16 protein-coding genes and 1 tRNA gene are annotated in these 15,146 nt (G+C 42.7%); 12 read left to right on the forward strand and 5 right to left on the reverse strand.

Translation table 11 applies throughout. From position 1 onward, the window contains the following. Positions 1-121 precede the first annotated feature (121 nt). The 3 genes from GQY27_RS07645 to GQY27_RS07655 are packed head-to-tail and all read left to right on the forward strand — an operon-like array spanning position 122 to position 2,030. Entirely contained in the window at positions 122-859 is a 738-nt protein-coding gene (locus GQY27_RS07645) for a manganese efflux pump (RefSeq protein ID WP_236570526.1), read from the forward strand. Positions 860-873: 14 nt separating this feature from the next. Continuing rightward, positions 874-1,470, forward strand: a complete 597-nt coding sequence (gene coaE, locus GQY27_RS07650; RefSeq protein WP_160032954.1) for a dephospho-CoA kinase — start codon at positions 874-876, stop codon at positions 1,468-1,470. Next, a complete protein-coding gene (locus GQY27_RS07655; RefSeq protein WP_160032955.1) occupies positions 1,467-2,030 on the forward strand; it encodes a lytic transglycosylase domain-containing protein in 564 nt (187 codons plus the stop codon). Before coaE ends, GQY27_RS07655 begins: the two co-directional genes overlap by 4 nt. Positions 2,031-2,118: 88 nt before the next feature. Here GQY27_RS07655 and GQY27_RS07660 read toward each other — a convergent pair whose 3' ends face one another. After that, positions 2,119-2,343 (reverse strand): alpha/beta-type small acid-soluble spore protein, encoded by a 225-nt coding sequence (locus GQY27_RS07660; RefSeq protein ID WP_160032956.1) that lies wholly within the window; start codon positions 2,341-2,343, stop codon positions 2,119-2,121. A 116-nt stretch (positions 2,344-2,459) separates the two neighbouring features. Here GQY27_RS07660 and nrdR point away from each other — a divergent pair, with 116 nt between their 5' ends. From nrdR to GQY27_RS07675, 3 genes are read left to right on the forward strand one after another with little or no spacing between them, the layout of a single operon-like run. Further along, positions 2,460-2,927, forward strand: coding sequence for a transcriptional regulator NrdR (nrdR, locus tag GQY27_RS07665; RefSeq protein WP_160032957.1), 468 nt, complete (start codon positions 2,460-2,462; stop codon positions 2,925-2,927). Positions 2,928-2,960: 33 nt separating this feature from the next. After that, the gene (locus GQY27_RS07670; protein ID WP_160032958.1) at positions 2,961-4,097 is read left to right on the forward strand and encodes a DUF2264 domain-containing protein; all 1,137 of its coding nucleotides are present in this window, start codon (positions 2,961-2,963) and stop codon (positions 4,095-4,097) included. A 28-nt stretch (positions 4,098-4,125) separates the two neighbouring features. Continuing rightward, the gene (locus GQY27_RS07675; protein WP_160032959.1) at positions 4,126-4,356 is read left to right on the forward strand and encodes a hypothetical protein; all 231 of its coding nucleotides are present in this window, start codon (positions 4,126-4,128) and stop codon (positions 4,354-4,356) included. Between the two features lie 22 nt (positions 4,357-4,378). Here the strand turns inward: GQY27_RS07675 and GQY27_RS22160 are convergent, their stop codons facing one another. Then, positions 4,379-4,588 (reverse strand): DUF6199 family natural product biosynthesis protein, encoded by a 210-nt coding sequence (locus GQY27_RS22160; protein ID WP_527250286.1) that lies wholly within the window; start codon positions 4,586-4,588, stop codon positions 4,379-4,381. Positions 4,589-4,766: 178 nt separating this feature from the next. On the opposite strand from GQY27_RS22160, the gene GQY27_RS07680 reads away from it, so the two are divergent. From GQY27_RS07680 to GQY27_RS07690, 3 genes are all read left to right on the forward strand, one after another. Further along, a tRNA-Ala gene (locus GQY27_RS07680) sits at positions 4,767-4,839 on the forward strand. A 480-nt stretch (positions 4,840-5,319) separates the two neighbouring features. After that, positions 5,320-5,496, forward strand: coding sequence for a phage holin family protein (locus tag GQY27_RS07685; RefSeq protein ID WP_160032960.1), 177 nt, complete (start codon positions 5,320-5,322; stop codon positions 5,494-5,496). A gap of 60 nt (positions 5,497-5,556) precedes the next feature. Next, complete coding sequence (locus tag GQY27_RS07690; protein WP_160032961.1) at positions 5,557-6,372, forward strand: M15 family metallopeptidase; 816 nt, start codon at positions 5,557-5,559, stop codon at positions 6,370-6,372. Between the two features lie 52 nt (positions 6,373-6,424). Here the strand turns inward: GQY27_RS07690 and GQY27_RS07695 are convergent, their stop codons facing one another. From GQY27_RS07695 to GQY27_RS07705, 3 genes are all read right to left on the reverse strand, one after another. Continuing rightward, positions 6,425-7,843, reverse strand: coding sequence for a family 43 glycosylhydrolase (locus GQY27_RS07695; RefSeq protein WP_160032962.1), 1,419 nt, complete (start codon positions 7,841-7,843; stop codon positions 6,425-6,427). 177 nt (positions 7,844-8,020) lie between these two features. Then, complete coding sequence (locus GQY27_RS07700; protein ID WP_236570527.1) at positions 8,021-9,907, reverse strand: sugar-binding protein; 1,887 nt, start codon at positions 9,905-9,907, stop codon at positions 8,021-8,023. Positions 9,908-10,233: 326 nt separating this feature from the next. Next, on the reverse strand, positions 10,234-11,799 hold the full coding sequence (locus GQY27_RS07705; RefSeq protein ID WP_442950887.1) for an MGH1-like glycoside hydrolase domain-containing protein: 1,566 nt from the start codon (positions 11,797-11,799) through the stop codon (positions 10,234-10,236). Positions 11,800-12,124: 325 nt separating this feature from the next. On the opposite strand from GQY27_RS07705, the gene GQY27_RS07710 reads away from it, so the two are divergent. From GQY27_RS07710 to GQY27_RS07720, 3 genes are all read left to right on the forward strand, one after another. Beyond that, a complete protein-coding gene (locus GQY27_RS07710) occupies positions 12,125-13,213 on the forward strand; it encodes an alpha/beta hydrolase family protein (RefSeq protein ID WP_160032963.1) in 1,089 nt (362 codons plus the stop codon). Positions 13,214-13,362: 149 nt separating this feature from the next. After that, entirely contained in the window at positions 13,363-13,506 is a 144-nt protein-coding gene (locus tag GQY27_RS21900; protein WP_160032964.1) for a beta-xylosidase family glycoside hydrolase, read from the forward strand. Between the two features lie 52 nt (positions 13,507-13,558). Further along, complete coding sequence (locus GQY27_RS07720; protein ID WP_160032965.1) at positions 13,559-15,145, forward strand: glycoside hydrolase family 28 protein; 1,587 nt, start codon at positions 13,559-13,561, stop codon at positions 15,143-15,145. The last annotated feature ends 1 nt before the right edge of the window (position 15,146 follow it).

The following is a 15,146-nucleotide window of genomic DNA, read 5'->3' on the forward strand; positions in this document are numbered from 1 at the left end:
TTTATGAATAGGCACCCTTTTAACCCGGTTCCCATATACTGCTAGGGCAACGCAGTTTTAGGCATTAGCCTGCTTTCTGCTAAGAAGCAGCTTTGCGGCCTAGTTAGGGGAGGAATGAAGGGTGCCTCATTTATTGACGTTATTTTTGCTTGCTTTTGCGCTTAGTCTGGATGGCTTTGGTATAGGCATTACATACGGACTTCGCAAAATGAAAATTCCTTGGCTATCGATCGCAATTATCTCCATCTGCTCTGGTCTTGTGATTGGAGTTTCGATGCAAATTGGAGTTTTATTATCCGCTTTCGTATCTCCGAGTGTAGCATCATGGATTGGAGCAGGGATTCTCATTGCTATGGGAACCTGGTCACTCATTCAGTCATTCAGGTCCAAATCTGCAGATTCGGAGACGGATCCATGGAAAGAAAAAGCGAACTTATCTTCAGATACTTCCCTTTTATCTCAGGAAACGGGAAAGAATAGGGTGGCTGAGGATGGAACGTCCGAATCGGAATCAAAAACAACCGTTTTTTTATTGGAGATTCAAAAGTTTGGTCTTGTAATCCAAATATTAAAGAAACCTTCTGCTGCAGATATGGACGATTCAGGAAGTATTTCGGGTTATGAAGCGATGTGGCTTGGGATTGCATTATCTTTAGACGCCTTTGGCGCTGGGCTCGGTGCTGCACTGCTTGGTTTACCACCTTTATTAACCTCAGTAATGATCGCTTTTTTCAGCGGTTTGTTTCTCGTCTTTGGTTTAAAGGCAGGTTTTCGTTTTGCAAACTCAAGTTTTGTACAGTCTCTGACAGCCCTGCCTGCCATTATGTTAATTATTATGGGAATATTGAAGCTGATTTAATTTGAGGTGAATACATGAATATTGGATTAACAGGCGGAATTGCGTCAGGTAAAAGCAGTGTTTCCAAGCTTCTTGTAAGCCTTGGAGCGATTTTAATTGATGCAGATCAGATCGCTCGGGAAGTCATGCTTCCCGGGCACCCTGTGCTTGCTGCTGTCGCAAAACATTTCGGACAAGTTGTTCTGCAAGAAGATGGATCACTGAACCGTAAGAAGCTCGGTGAGCTAGTTTTTAATCATCCAGATCAGCTTCAAGCATTAAATCAAATTACCCATCCTGCCATTCGTCAGGAGATGAGAGACCGTAAGCATAAATTCGAAGAGCAGTTTCCAGACCGTCTTGTTGTTGCTGATATTCCTCTTCTTTACGAGTCAGGACTTGAAGATGGGTATGATCAGATCATGCTGGTATATGTACCAAGAGAAGTTCAATTAGAGCGGTTAATGACGAGAGATGGATTGGACAAGGATCAGGCAATTCTTCGCCTAAAAGCACAGATGGATATAGAAGAGAAGAAACAAAAGGCAGATATTATTATAGATAACAGCGGGGATTTTGAAGAAACGAAGAAGCAAATTTTGGCCTTTTGGCGTGACACGGGTCTATCATGAGATGGCTTCGTAAAAAAAGAGTACTGCTTGTTATACTTGTTTCCTTTTTATTTCTTCTATTTTTTAATACCAATTGGATGTCTTGGTTTTATCCCATTCATTATAAAGATGAAATTCGTACACAAGCAGAAGCTTATGATGTGGACCCATTTCTCGTAGCCTCCATTATTCGAGTGGAGTCCAATTTTAAACTGAGCCGTGAATCGAAAAAGGGAGCCATTGGTTTAATGCAACTGATGCCAGACACAGCGAACTGGGTGCTGGAGAAAAAACAGAAAAAGAACGTTACGTTGGATGAACTGAAGCATGAACCTGAGGCAAATATAGAAATTGGTACTTGGTATCTTGATTATTTATCCGATCATTTTGACGGTAATCCGATCGCAGCGATCGCAGCTTATAACGCAGGACAAGGGAATGTAGGCAGTTGGATTAAAAAAGGCTTATGGGATGGGAAACTAGATACCATTAATGAAATTCCGGTAGGAGAAACCCGGCATTATGTTCAGCGAGTTATTTATTATTATAATCAGTATAAAGACATTTATAAGGAATTTTGATTTCTTATTATTTGTACCGCTAAAATACGAATAAATGCTGGACAGGCCAGCCTATTGGCCAACCTGTCCAGCACTTTATAATTACTAATTATTGAAATTGACCAGCGAGTTGTTGTTCACCGATTGTTACAAGACGTTTTGTGATGTAACCACCGATTGAACCGTTCTCGTAGGAAGTCATGTTACCTTGGTATCCATCTTGTGGGATACTGATACCTAGTTCTTGAGCGATCTCATACTTCATTTGCTCAAGAGCACCAGAAGCGCTAGATACAACTAGTTGGTTTGAGTTTCCGTTGTTACCTTGTGCCATTGCCTTTCACCTCCTTGCGAGTTGGTAAAAGTATTATGTCTCGGAAATGTGATTTTCATTACACTTTTTATAAGAAAAATAGTTGGAAAGTATATACAATAAAAGGAGTGATGTTCGTGAAATGTCCGTATTGCGCGTACGAAGGTACGAAAGTACTGGATTCTCGGCCCGCTAATGAGAACAAGTCCATTCGCAGACGTCGTGAATGTGAACAATGTAACCGCAGGTTTACCACTTTTGAGACGATTGAGGAGACACCGCTGATCGTTATCAAAAAAGATGGAAGCAGAGAAGAGTTTAGCAGAGAAAAACTGCTTAGAGGATTGATAAGGGCTTGTGAGAAACGTCCTGTATCTGTTGAACAGCTGGATCATATTGCGTCTATCGTAGAGTCTTCTTTACGGAATACAGCAGTTGCTGAAGTAGAGAGCAGAGACATTGGAGAGCTTGTGATGGAACAGCTGTATCCCGTAGATGAAGTTGCTTATGTGCGTTTTGCTTCAGTATATAGGCAGTTCAAAGATATTAATATGTTTATGAAAGAACTAAAAACGTTATTATCCAAAGAACCCTACGAAGAGTAAAGATACCTTTATAATAAAGGAGAATTCACTTTCATGATAAATAGTCGCAAGTTATGGCTTGAATCGATGTTTCGTATAGCAGATCCTGTATTGGAAACTTTATCGAACCGGAAGTTAAAGGAACTCATGCCTGTGGATTCTCCCTTAGCGGGTAGGGAAACCTATGCTCATCTCGAAGCACTTGGCAGATTGCTTGCTGGAATAGCTCCATGGCTAGAACGTAAGCAGGATGGAGAAGAAGAAGTTCTAAGAGATAAATATGCATCGATGGCTAGACAAGCGATTGATGCCGGAACGGATCCGAATTCACCAGATTTTATGAATTTTACAGAAGGTGGTCAGCCGCTGGTAGATGCAGCTTTTTTATCCCATGCGATTGTGAGAGCTCCTCAGGAACTTTACGGACAGCTCGAACCGAGAGTAAAGCAGCAACTTATTGAGTGCTTAAAGAAGACTCGCCGTATCAAAGCAGTTCCCTCGAACTGGCTGTTATTCTCTGCTATGGTTGAGGCAGCCTTGTATATAATGGGAGAAGAGGACTTTGATGTGATGAGAGTCGATTACGCTCTCAAACAGCATGAGCATTGGTATCTAGGGGATGGAACCTACGGAGATGGTCCTCATTTTCACTGGGACTACTATAACAGTTTTGTCATTCAGCCTATGCTTATTGATATCCACCTTACATTCAAAGGGATGTATCCGGATTGGGACTCGGCTTACGAGTTTGTACTTCCCCGAGCACGGAGATATGGTGCAGTGCTTGAACGTATGATTTCACCAGAAGGAACATTTCCTCCAGTAGGTCGTTCGCTTGCATACCGTTTTGGCGCTTTTCAGCTATTATCTCAGCTTGCACTGATGGAAACGCTTCCTGAGGAGCTAGATGGTGGAAGTGTACGCTGTGCGCTTACTGCAGTACTGCAGAGAACACTTGCTGGAGAAGGTACATTTGATGAGAATGGATGGCTTCGGATTGGATTTTGCGGCAATCAACCAGATCTAGCGGAAGGTTATATTTCTACAGGAAGTTTATATCTATGTAGTACCTTGTTCTTGCCGCTGGGACTTTCAAGTGATCATCCATTTTGGGCAATGCGAGACGCACCCTGGACACAGAAGAGAGCATGGAACGGGCAGTCCTTTTCGCTGGATCATTCAGTATTCTAACTACATAGTTGGAGGAGTGGTGAAGAAGATGAGTAAGATGCAAATTGCAGAAAAGCTGTGGAATATTTTCTTGTTTGCTTTACTCTTTATCCTTTTTTTTATAGCAGGTAAATATATAATCTTCTCTTATGTTCAATTGGATTCATATTTATACCAAAATTTAATTGAAATTGTTTATGTTGTAGTTGCAGTAATGTTATCTCGATTGTTGTCTGTGACTGCATTATCATTTGAGCGAATGAATCCTAGTCATCATTGAGCCCAGCAGTAAGTTGAAAGTGTCACTGAAAAAGGTGTTGCGTACCTAATATAATAATGATTACCCCCATGATTATGCTGATGATTCCAGCGAACTTAACATAGGAAAGCCACATATCACTGGGTTCTCTGTCATAACCTAGTCTTTTGAATAACCAAGAATCAGGACGCTTCATAGCGAAAATTCCAAGTGCTATTACACAAACACTCATTAGAAAATAAAAAACGAACATCAGATCAGCTCCTTTTAAGTAATTACGCTATAGCAGGGAATTAAGTTCTAATTTATTCTATTTTTGAGTCTGAATTTCAATAAAAATACTTGCGAGGATGCGTACTTAAGTGTATAATAACTAAGTCGGAAAGTTACTGCAGACACAAATGTTGAATTCATATCAACTACATAATTAAGGGGCCTTAGCTCAGCTGGGAGAGCGCATCGCTGGCAGCGATGAGGTCAGGGGTTCGATCCCCCTAGGCTCCATACACAAAAACCCTTGATACATAAGGGTTTTTTCTTTTTTTATGGCTTAAAATATTGGGGACGAATAAACATAGGGGCGCCCTTTTGGTACCATAGCTGCATTGAAATATTGCCGGCATTTATGGGGACATTTTCTTGTGTCGGGTTATTCTCATATAAGAATGAACCAATTTTGTCGCCGAGCAAACTGCATGTTAGGAAGTACAAGGCGGTACAGATCAAGAGTGATAACGATACTCTTGCGGCCAAGTCTCTCTTAAAGAAATTATAACAGAAAATGATCTATAAAGAAGCACGCCTCAATAGGAGAGCGTGTTTTTTTGTCTATTGTGATCCGAAAGCACTTTTATTTAGAGAGAAGGGGAAGGAAAGGTGGACTGAAACGTGTTTACAACCTTAATCACAGCGTTAGCTGTGATTAGTGATATTTGGCTGGGATGGACAGGTAACAAAAGCCTTCCGAGCAGAAGCGAGGAATGAATGACAGTGGGCTTTACCCTAAAACGAACACCGAAAGTGACGAGCAGGACTATTGTATATCGAGTGACTTTATTTGCAGTAGTACGAACCGTATGGATGCCTGGTTGGAGTCCTGAGTCACTCACACAAGGAGTTTCTATTGGTGCATTTGCTGCTTACATGGTCATCCATTTGTAAAGAAACCATACAGGGAGCTCACCAAGGGAACTAACTTACGAAGAGGGGAGGGGATTCTAATTGTCTACGCTAGCTGAAGTCCAAGCAAAGTCTGCTCCTATTATCAGTCAGATACAAAATGAAGCTGTCCGTCTTGCCACTTTGAAGCTTATCGAGCGATGTTATAAACGAGGAGTCGAGATCAGGATAACCCAAGGATTTAGAACTACAGAAGAACAAAACGCGCTTTATGCCCAAGGGAGAACTACTCCCGGCGCTATCGTAACGAACGCACGCGGTGGACAGTCTTATCACAACTTTAGTTTGGCGATTGATTTTGTCTTGATCAAAGGCGGATACAATATGAAATATGATGGAGATAGTGACGGAATTGCGGATTGGGTAGAAGTGGTTACAGAAGCAAAATCGCTTGGTTTTGCATGGGGTGGAGATTGGAAATCTTTCAAAGACGATCCACACTTTGAGATGACCTTTGGTTTATTTTTGGCTGATCTTAGATCCGGAAAGCGACCGAGCAGCACACAGATTTCAAAGGCCATATCCCAAATAAATGCTTTAGATGATAAGGAGGAGGAGGAGCGTATGTATGAACAACTGGAAAAGAAATTCGATGAGTTCAAGAAAGCTGCAGAGGCACAATTCACAGCATTGGATGAAAAGCTCAAGTTGCTCGAAAAGAGACACGCTGTGCCCGCTTGGGCAGATAAACTTTTATCTGACATGAAGCAAAAGAACTTAATTACTTCTATTAATGATAAGGGGTATGATTTTTCTACTATTGCTCAGATGATGAAGAATGCGGGGATGCTTGAAAAAGCTTTTCTTGATCACGTTGCCCAGATCAACAAAGGGGAACACAAAAACGAATCAAAGTAAGATGAAATTGTATTAAAGCCCGGGGTATGGTATCCTCGGGCTTTTTAGAGTTTTAAGATTCCAAAGTAAATGATGCCAGACTGGCATTTCCCATTCCTTTGTATTGGAAATACAAGGCATGATCTCCGTCAGGAATGGCAATTTCGGCTGTATAAGTCGTCCATATATTTGTGAAATCGATAGGAATAGATCCGAGTGAAGGACCGTTCCAATCCGTCCTTACTTCAAAACTTCCGCGGGCATAACCGCGAGTCTTGATCTTGACACGTTTTATTCCCTCGCAGTGGAAGTACTTGAATCCGGCAACAGCAGAATCCTGCATATTGGCGATATAACCGATTTCTTCATCTCCGTCTTTACCGTCTTGAGTAATCTTTGGGAAACGACCGTCCATCCAAGCACCAAAAGAGCCAGTATATTGTTCATCGATGTTTGTGAATAGATTGCAGGCCAAGTACGTCGGATATTCACCTTGGCCGATAAGTGGACCGCAGTTCGGACCGCTTGTTGTAATCTCGACTTGCGGTATAGTACCGTCTTCGAGGAAGGAAATCGGTTCGAAACAGCCTTGGCGGCTAAAACTTGTCCCGTTCGTGTGTCGGTGGTAGAATATGTACCATTGTTCATTCACTTCTACCATACCGCCATGGTTGTTGCCTCCATAATACGTAGGCTTATCTGCTGGCTTGTAGGTGTCGATATGCAGGTCGTTGTTGCTAACGATAACGCCGCGATACGTAAAGTCTTTGGTCGGATGGTGACTAGTCGCATAGCACAATTCATGCATGACAACCGAGGAATAAACTACATAGTACATATCGCCTCGCTTCCTGATGGAAGGTGCTTCAAAAAATTCATGCCCTTCAAAGCCAGTACCTTCGCTAAAGGGCTCACTTGGCACAATGATAACGGGTTCTTCCTTAATCGTTAGCATATCCGGTCCGATCACAGTGGCCATAGCACCTTTACGCGTTCGATCGCCTTTGGCGCAAAATCCGGTATATAGATAAACTTGGTCCTCTTCCAATAAGACAGCTGGATCAAATTGCGGCTGGTCACCCCCGCGCTCGCCTAAAAGTGTCCCATCTGCGTATCGTACGTATCCGTAGAACTCGTACTTGCCTGCAGGCGTATCGCAGACTGCAACGGAGACAACAGACACTTTATCCAGAACATAGTACAAATAATAACGTCCGTCCGGACCAAGGGTGACGTCAGGTGCGTAGAGACACATTTGTCCGTCTTGATTTAGCGGATCGTTCGTTTTTTCGTATATGACACCTTCATACCTCCAGTCCGTCAAATGATCAGCGGGTGCCGACCAACAAACATAATCGTTTAGACAGAAGGCATGCCCGTTAAAGCGGTCATGCGAACCGTATACATAGACTCTATCCTGAAATAAATGAGGTTCTCCATCAGGGACATATTCCCATGAAGGTAAATAAGGATTTACCCCTTGTTTTATCATAAGCGTTCCGCTCCTCTATGCATGCTAATATTTGAAGTTGAATTTAAAAGATAAGGGTATGATCGACGAATCAATCAATATGTAACTCTTCTTGATTATTTGTTACAGCTCAGGATAATGAATCCTGAGCTGTTATAAGAATCCTGTATGAAATCTTATGAAATCGACAATGATTGTCTAATTACTAAATAGGTCTGGCAAAATATTATAAATATACTGGTTCTGCCAGTTCCAAGCATGCGTGCCGCTATCGGCTGCCATGAAGTAAAAATTCCCTTTCTTTGTATCCGATGAATAAACGAAGACATCCGTTAATTTTTTCATCGCATCAATTTGAGGCTTCAAATTCGGGTATGCGATATCAAGCTTACCCGTGGCACTGAAGATGTAATAGTCCTGCGGCTTATATCCAGATTTTTTTGCCACATTGGCAAGGTACTCTGCTGTTTTCTCCGGTTGAAGACCGCCTCCGCGCTGTTCAATGACCCAGCTGTCACCACTTAACGGTATATAATATTTGAAATAGTCTAGAGCATGGATGAAGGTATACCATGTCGTGACCGACCCCATAGAGAAACCGCCGAATGCTCGGTGCTCCCGAGAATTTTTCAAATCTTCTAAACTTCCTGATTTGGCATAGGTATTGTACTTTTTCTCCACTAAAGGAACAATAGTGTCGATCAGCTCCTCATTGAATAGCGCAACGTCATTCTTACCGTCATTAAAGGTAGGCGTCACCACGATAAGAGGTTCAATATCCCCTAAGGCAATCATATTATCTAAGATTTTCTTCAATTCTTTGCTCTGCCCAGGACCACCGAAGAGGAGATCCTCGTTCTCACCGCCGCCATGCATCAAATAGAGAACATTGTATTTCTTATCTGCAGCGGAAGCATCATAACCATAAGGAAGATAAACATTTAATTTTTTATCGTCCATACCGTCCTTTACATTCGGCGTTTTGTAATGGATGCTTTCAATTTTTCCTGACTTGGTGTTTTCGGCTCGATAAGCATTTGGAAGCGGCTTGAAGTATTTCTCATTCGCGGCTTCTTCCGTCATCTCAAGCTTGCTGATTGCACTTGTAATTGCAGCATACTGACTGTCAATTTGTTCTTGGGTAATCTTTTGACCATTGAGTACGCTTTCAGTCACAACGTTAGTAAGAGCATCGGTTACCAAATTTGCATTCTTATAAAGCTTGAAATCAAGCTGTAGTGCGTTTTTAACTAAGCTAAAAAGATCATATGGATTTAATCCGCTGACATCTTTTTTTGCCTTTCCAGTAAGGAGAATTTCCCCGAATTTCGATGGATCATTCCAGGCAGTTCCTGTTGCATCAAACAAATTTAAGGAACCTATACGCTCCGTTCCTACCGCATCGTTAATTTGTAATTCAATCCCAAGTACTTTTCCGTTTTCTGGTTTTGTCTTCAGCGCAATTCTTGTTTCAATTACATAACCGTCCTTCACTTTTTTTGCTGCTGTATAGTACAGATTTGGATCTCCGTTATCCACGGATAGCGCATTCTCATAATTGACGCGGATATGCAAATCTTCTGCGCCATAGTCTGTCGTTTTGTCATTGTTCTCGTCGAGAAATACTTCCACCGAATCTTGCATGTGAGGGGTTCCAGATTGAACAGACAGATTCTTATCTTTGACTTCTGCTAGAATGTATAACGCACGGTCATCCCATAATGCTTTAAATGTAGCGGAAGTATCAATGTTAGCGGATACATGTTTAGGTGATACAGAATGTGCTTTATTCCATATCGGATCAATCTTTCCGTCAATGACGGGGGAACCGAATTGAGCCACCATTCTTCCTTTAGAATCCAGACCATTCGTACCCACAGATATTTTGCCAGGATCTGTTTTCACGGGAGCCTCCTTATTTACGGATTTTGTTACGAGAACGTCATTCTGTGTGAATGCAGGTTCAGCCTTAACTGCAGCTGCAGAGATATCAGGTAATGAGCCGAGTGATAACATAAATACCAAGGATCCAACAGTCAACGTTTTCATAATGGGATGAAGCAGTAGCCTTATACCATTCTTCAAAAGTTCTCCTCCTTTTAAATGTAATCATTAGACTGATTTCTTACTTTTTATCTTACCTATAATAACCACATCCTTTTGCTTTATATTTAATGTTCGTTTCTGAGAGAATTTAACGTTAATTATAGAAAATGTCAACATGGTATTAACATGATGTTTGTTATGTGTAAAGGTGAGATATTTCGAAGAGAATTGCCTCACAGCATGATTTAAATCTTAGGTCAAAAAGATGTTTCCCTGGACTCAGTTATGATTCAAAGCTGGTTCAGTTTTTCTTCATTATGTTATAGGGAAGAAACTGATTCATCATATGTTGCTTACCTGCCTCATTAGCGGTACGTCGGATAGATGATTCCGATATCCCTCTCTGTTTTTAAGTTTCCATCGTTATAGCACTGCATTTCATTTCCTTTAATTCGCAGAGAAATAGACTTCCCTTGATAAAAAATCTCCCCCTCTACCGTACGAACGCTCATACCAATGACTCCTTTTAGGTGTCCACTGCGATCAGTAATTAGGCGAATTCCTGATGGTGCTTGAATATAAAGGACGCCGCCTTGATAAATTGTTACATGCTCTTGCGTGTTCACTAATTCATAATGCAGCCCATTTATGGTCCTGCTATAGGCGGTCTCTTCTGCAACTTCCTCGCCGTGGTCCATATCGACCGGAAGAAGACCAGTAAACCAGAGTTCATCAGAACCTATGGGCATAATACCGCATAGACGTTCTACATAATCTAGAAGACAGAGGATAGAAGGAGAATATGATTCAGCAAAACCTTCTTCTCCTGTCCACGGACTTAAGGTTTGCCCAAATCGCTTTGCTCTCGAAAGTGCCGATAGGATCGGGTACTGCACCCATGTCAATTCAACATAACGGTGATGATACTCAAAGGCATGGGGGGCACGAATCAGGCTGAGGAAATTAGAAGAACCACCCCAAGTGTTGTATGTAGAAAATGGATCAAAACGCGGATCATCCATCGCTAGAGAGGTAAACGGGTATTTAGCGAAAAACTTGCTTGTATTCAGCAAATATCTGCGCAGTATTTTATCGAATAGTTCACGATTCCCTACCTCACACGCCATTACTTGAAGCAGCACATCGGACTGGACTTTAACAAGTTCATCATTTCGATCCCGGTCATAGAAGAACATATCCTCTTCGTCATAACAGTAATGAAATAGACATTCGAGGCTAGTCTCAGCTTTTGCTTTCCAGCCTGCTCCTGATTCACCAAGTTCCTCGGCTATTAGGGATAAATACTTTCGCTGGCAATATATATTTGCGGTTAAATCCGGCGCGAGTAAGGGAAGGATCGGTGAATCGGGATGATAACTTGCAGCATCATTCTTATAAGGAGTATCGGGAACATGCCAGAAGCGAGGTGAGAGGTCATGCCCAGTGTCAAAGGTACTAAACGCCTCCACACACCCGGTTCCTCGGGTATTGCGGTATTTTGTAATCCATTCATCATAGCGAGACATAGCTTTATACATTGTCTGTAGAAAGCTTTTGTTCTTGCCATGCAGCCGATCATGGTTCCATACACTTCTAGCCAGGGGTGTAACCAGCTGAATTTGGCGGAAGGAGGGCCCTTTTTCTGTTAGCTTATAGGGGAGGAGTCCATCTTCTCTTTGTTCAGCAGCAAAAGTAAGATAGGTCGTTTCTGATACTGCTGGAATAAGGCGTGACAACAGCTCAGCGTTAATCGTTCCTGTGCTCTCCAGCCAGCATCCAAGATAGTTGCCTCCTTCCTGCAAAATGAGCTTGTCTCCTCCCATAGGTTTGATACAAACGAGTAGTTTCTGCAGTGCTGAATAATAGGTGTCCTCCAGATGTCCGGCCGATGCTGCAAATTTCACACCGGACACGATCCATGATTCTAACAACTTCTGGTCTTCAGGTTTCTCTGCAAATACTCGATCCTGAACTCAATCGATTTAGCATAACTTCGATCATATTAGCTCTCCTTGTACATCCATAATTTATCGATTCATAGAGTTCCATAAATAAATAGAGGGTCTAAGCTAAATGAAATGTGTAATTTATTTACATTTGAGTAAGTTAACCATACTTGATTGGCGGCTATATTTCAAAGCTGGAAATCACTTGAATGTGTAGAAATGGGAGCAGTGTATAAGAGGTGTTCTAAGGACAAGCAGAGAATAGGTTGTAAAAGGGCAACCATCCAAGTAGAGAGGGGATAACAAATTTATGCGGAATCATGGAGGAGCGTCATTACCTAATAGAGAGGAAACAGAAAAGTGGAATCCAGGTCATTATTTTGCTCAGTATAGTCAGAAGATACAGCCGGAGAGCGCATTTACATCAGAAAAAGAGTGGGGACTATGGAGAAAAACACTAACAGAACGTTTAATACTGCTTCTGGGTAAATTCCCGGAATATCCCGCATCTCTAGCTCCTGTATTGTTGGAACGAACGGAACGTCCAGACCATATCCGCGAACGGATAGAGATTACTACTTATGAAGGGCTCCGCATGCCCATGTATATTCTGTCCCCCCTTGAGTCTAGGCACGAACCTCGGCCCGTAGTGCTCGCGTTACATGGACATGGATATGGAAGTCGTGAGATTGTGGGGCTGGAAGCAGATAGTGCGGAGCGAACAGGATCGCCCGGGTTACACAAGGACTTTGCACTCGAATGGGTTAGGCGTGGATTTATTGTTATTGCTCCTGAGCTGCTTGGCTTTGGAGACCGCAGGCTCACAGAAGACCTTACAGATGATCCGAAAAAAAGTTCCTGTCAGCGTCTTGCCTTGGCTCTGCTGATGGCAGGAGAGACACTTGCTGGTTACCGCGTCTATGAAACGATGCGTGCGCTCGATTACATAGAGCTCAGAGAAGAGGCAGATGTAAAGCGTATAGGATGTATGGGGATCTCCGGTGGGGGCATGATTGCTTCTTTGGTATCAGCGCTCGATGAACGTATTGGCGCAGCTGTCATTAGTGGATATGCCAATACGTTTGAAGACAGCATTTTATCAAGAAATCATTGTCTCGATAATTACATTCCAGGTATCTTACGAGAGGCAAGGATGGCGGATCTGATCGGTCTAATTGCTCCTAGACCACTGCTAATCGAAGCAGGGAGCGAGGATCAGGTATTTCCTTTAGCAGGGGCTAAACGGGCATACACCATTCTCGAACAAATTTATGAAACAGCCGGGGTAAAGGAGAAGCTCGCTGCCGACTTTTTTACTGGCGGTCATGAAATCAGCGGTCACATTGCCTATGACTGGATGGTAGAACAGTTTGGAATGGAGAACGAGAACGGAGTTTGATATTCGGAAAACGAAAATGTGTAATCGCTTCCCAGTGACTGATTAGATTACAAGAGTTAGTCAATAGAAAACAAAAGAGGACAAATAAAGATAACTTTAATCGATTTGAACAAGCGAACAGAGAGATTTGGTAATTTTCTTACTTTATAATGAAAGCGATTCAAAACGTAGGTATATCTGTTGAACACATTCATACGGGAGCTTATATAGGTATGTATGCAAGCAGTGAGGGAAAGAACAGCGACAATGCAGCGGATTTTGACTGGTTTGAATATATTGCCCTGACAGAGTAACAAACAAGGACTCTAGATTGAAATCGAGCGAAAAAAAGGAGCGAAAGAACTTATGGAAAAGATGACTGAAGCATGGTCAAGTGTGAACCAAAATATTGAACTGCCTACTATACCGGATCGGACATTTATGATTACAGATTTCGGAGCTGCAGGTGATGGTGTAACGGACAATACGGAAGCATTTCGGTTAACGATTGAAGCATGTCATCAGGCCGGGGGTGGAAAAGTAGTTATTCCTCCAGGGGTATGGAGTACAGGACCTATCGTACTGAAGAGCAGAATCAATCTGCATGCCGAGGCAGGAGCACTAATTAGCTTCAGTCAGTGTAGAGACGACTACCCGCTTGTTTATTCAACGTTTGAGGGACTGGCGACTTATCGATGTCAATCACCACTGGACGGGGAGGGACTAGAAGATATAGCGATTACCGGACAAGGGATATTTGATGGGGGCGGAGAGGTCTGGCGTCCTGTCAAAAAGATGAAGCTGAATGCACGGGAATGGGAACAGCTGATAAGTAACGGTGGAGTTGTAGACAGTGAAGGGGAGGTTTGGTGGCCTTCCATAGGTGCAATGAACGGCAGAACCCTGGTAGATCGGCTAGATCAGGAAGGATGTAAAGATAAGCAGTCGTATGAGGTTGCTAGAGACTACTTGCGTCCGGCGCTCCTAAGTCTGCGGAAATGTAATCGTATTTTGCTCGAAGCAGCTACCTTTCAGAATTCGGCAGCCTGGTGTCTTCATCCATGGGCTTCCAAGCATCTGACCATTCGCTCTATTACGGTTCGTAATCCTTGGTATGCTCAGAATGGAGATGGACTGGATCTTGATTCCTGTTCTTTGGCTTTGGTCGAGAATTGTATGTTTGATGTAGGTGATGATGCGATTTGTTTTAAGTCGGGTAAAGATAAACCGGGCAGAGACTTGGGAATTCCTTGCGAGGATATCACTATTCGAGGCTGTGTTGTCTATCATGGTCATGGGGGCGTTGTGATTGGTAGTGAGATGTCCGGCGGTGTCCGCCGCGTTCATATCACAGACTGTACATTTATCGGTACGGATATAGGAATTCGATTTAAAAGCGCACGCGGTAGAGGAGGCATTGTTGAGGATATCCTTATCCAGAATATTCGGATGAGAGAGATCGCTGGAGATGCCATATCTATGAATATGTTCTACAACGGAAATGAAGGCTCCGGCATCTGGGCGGATGACAAATATCCTATATCCGATGAAACGCCTATTTTCCGAAATATCCGAATGGAGGGCATTGTTTGTCTCGGTGCTGAGTCGGCTGTTTATGCGGGGGGCCTTTCAGAAATGCCGCTTTCAAATATGGACATATCGAGTTCGATTTTCAAGTGCCGCAGCGGAATAAAGCTTGCCCATGCGCAGCATTTTCAGATTAGGGATGTACAATTGTACACCGATCATGGACCTTTGATTGAACTTCATCAATGTCGTTCTGTGTCAGCGGCGGGAGTGAAAGGAGAGTCTCATGAGGGAGGAGATCGCCAAATTTCTGTTTTTGGAGCCAATACTTCAGATATTACCCTCCGGCGTTCCACTGCTGAAACCATGCAGATTATAACGGGGCAAGGTGTTTTACAAGAAGAAATCAAAAGACTCTCCTATTAAA

It is taken from the genome of Paenibacillus sp. An7 (genome assembly GCF_009870785.1).
Lineage (GTDB): Bacteria > Bacillota > Bacilli > Paenibacillales > Paenibacillaceae > Paenibacillus.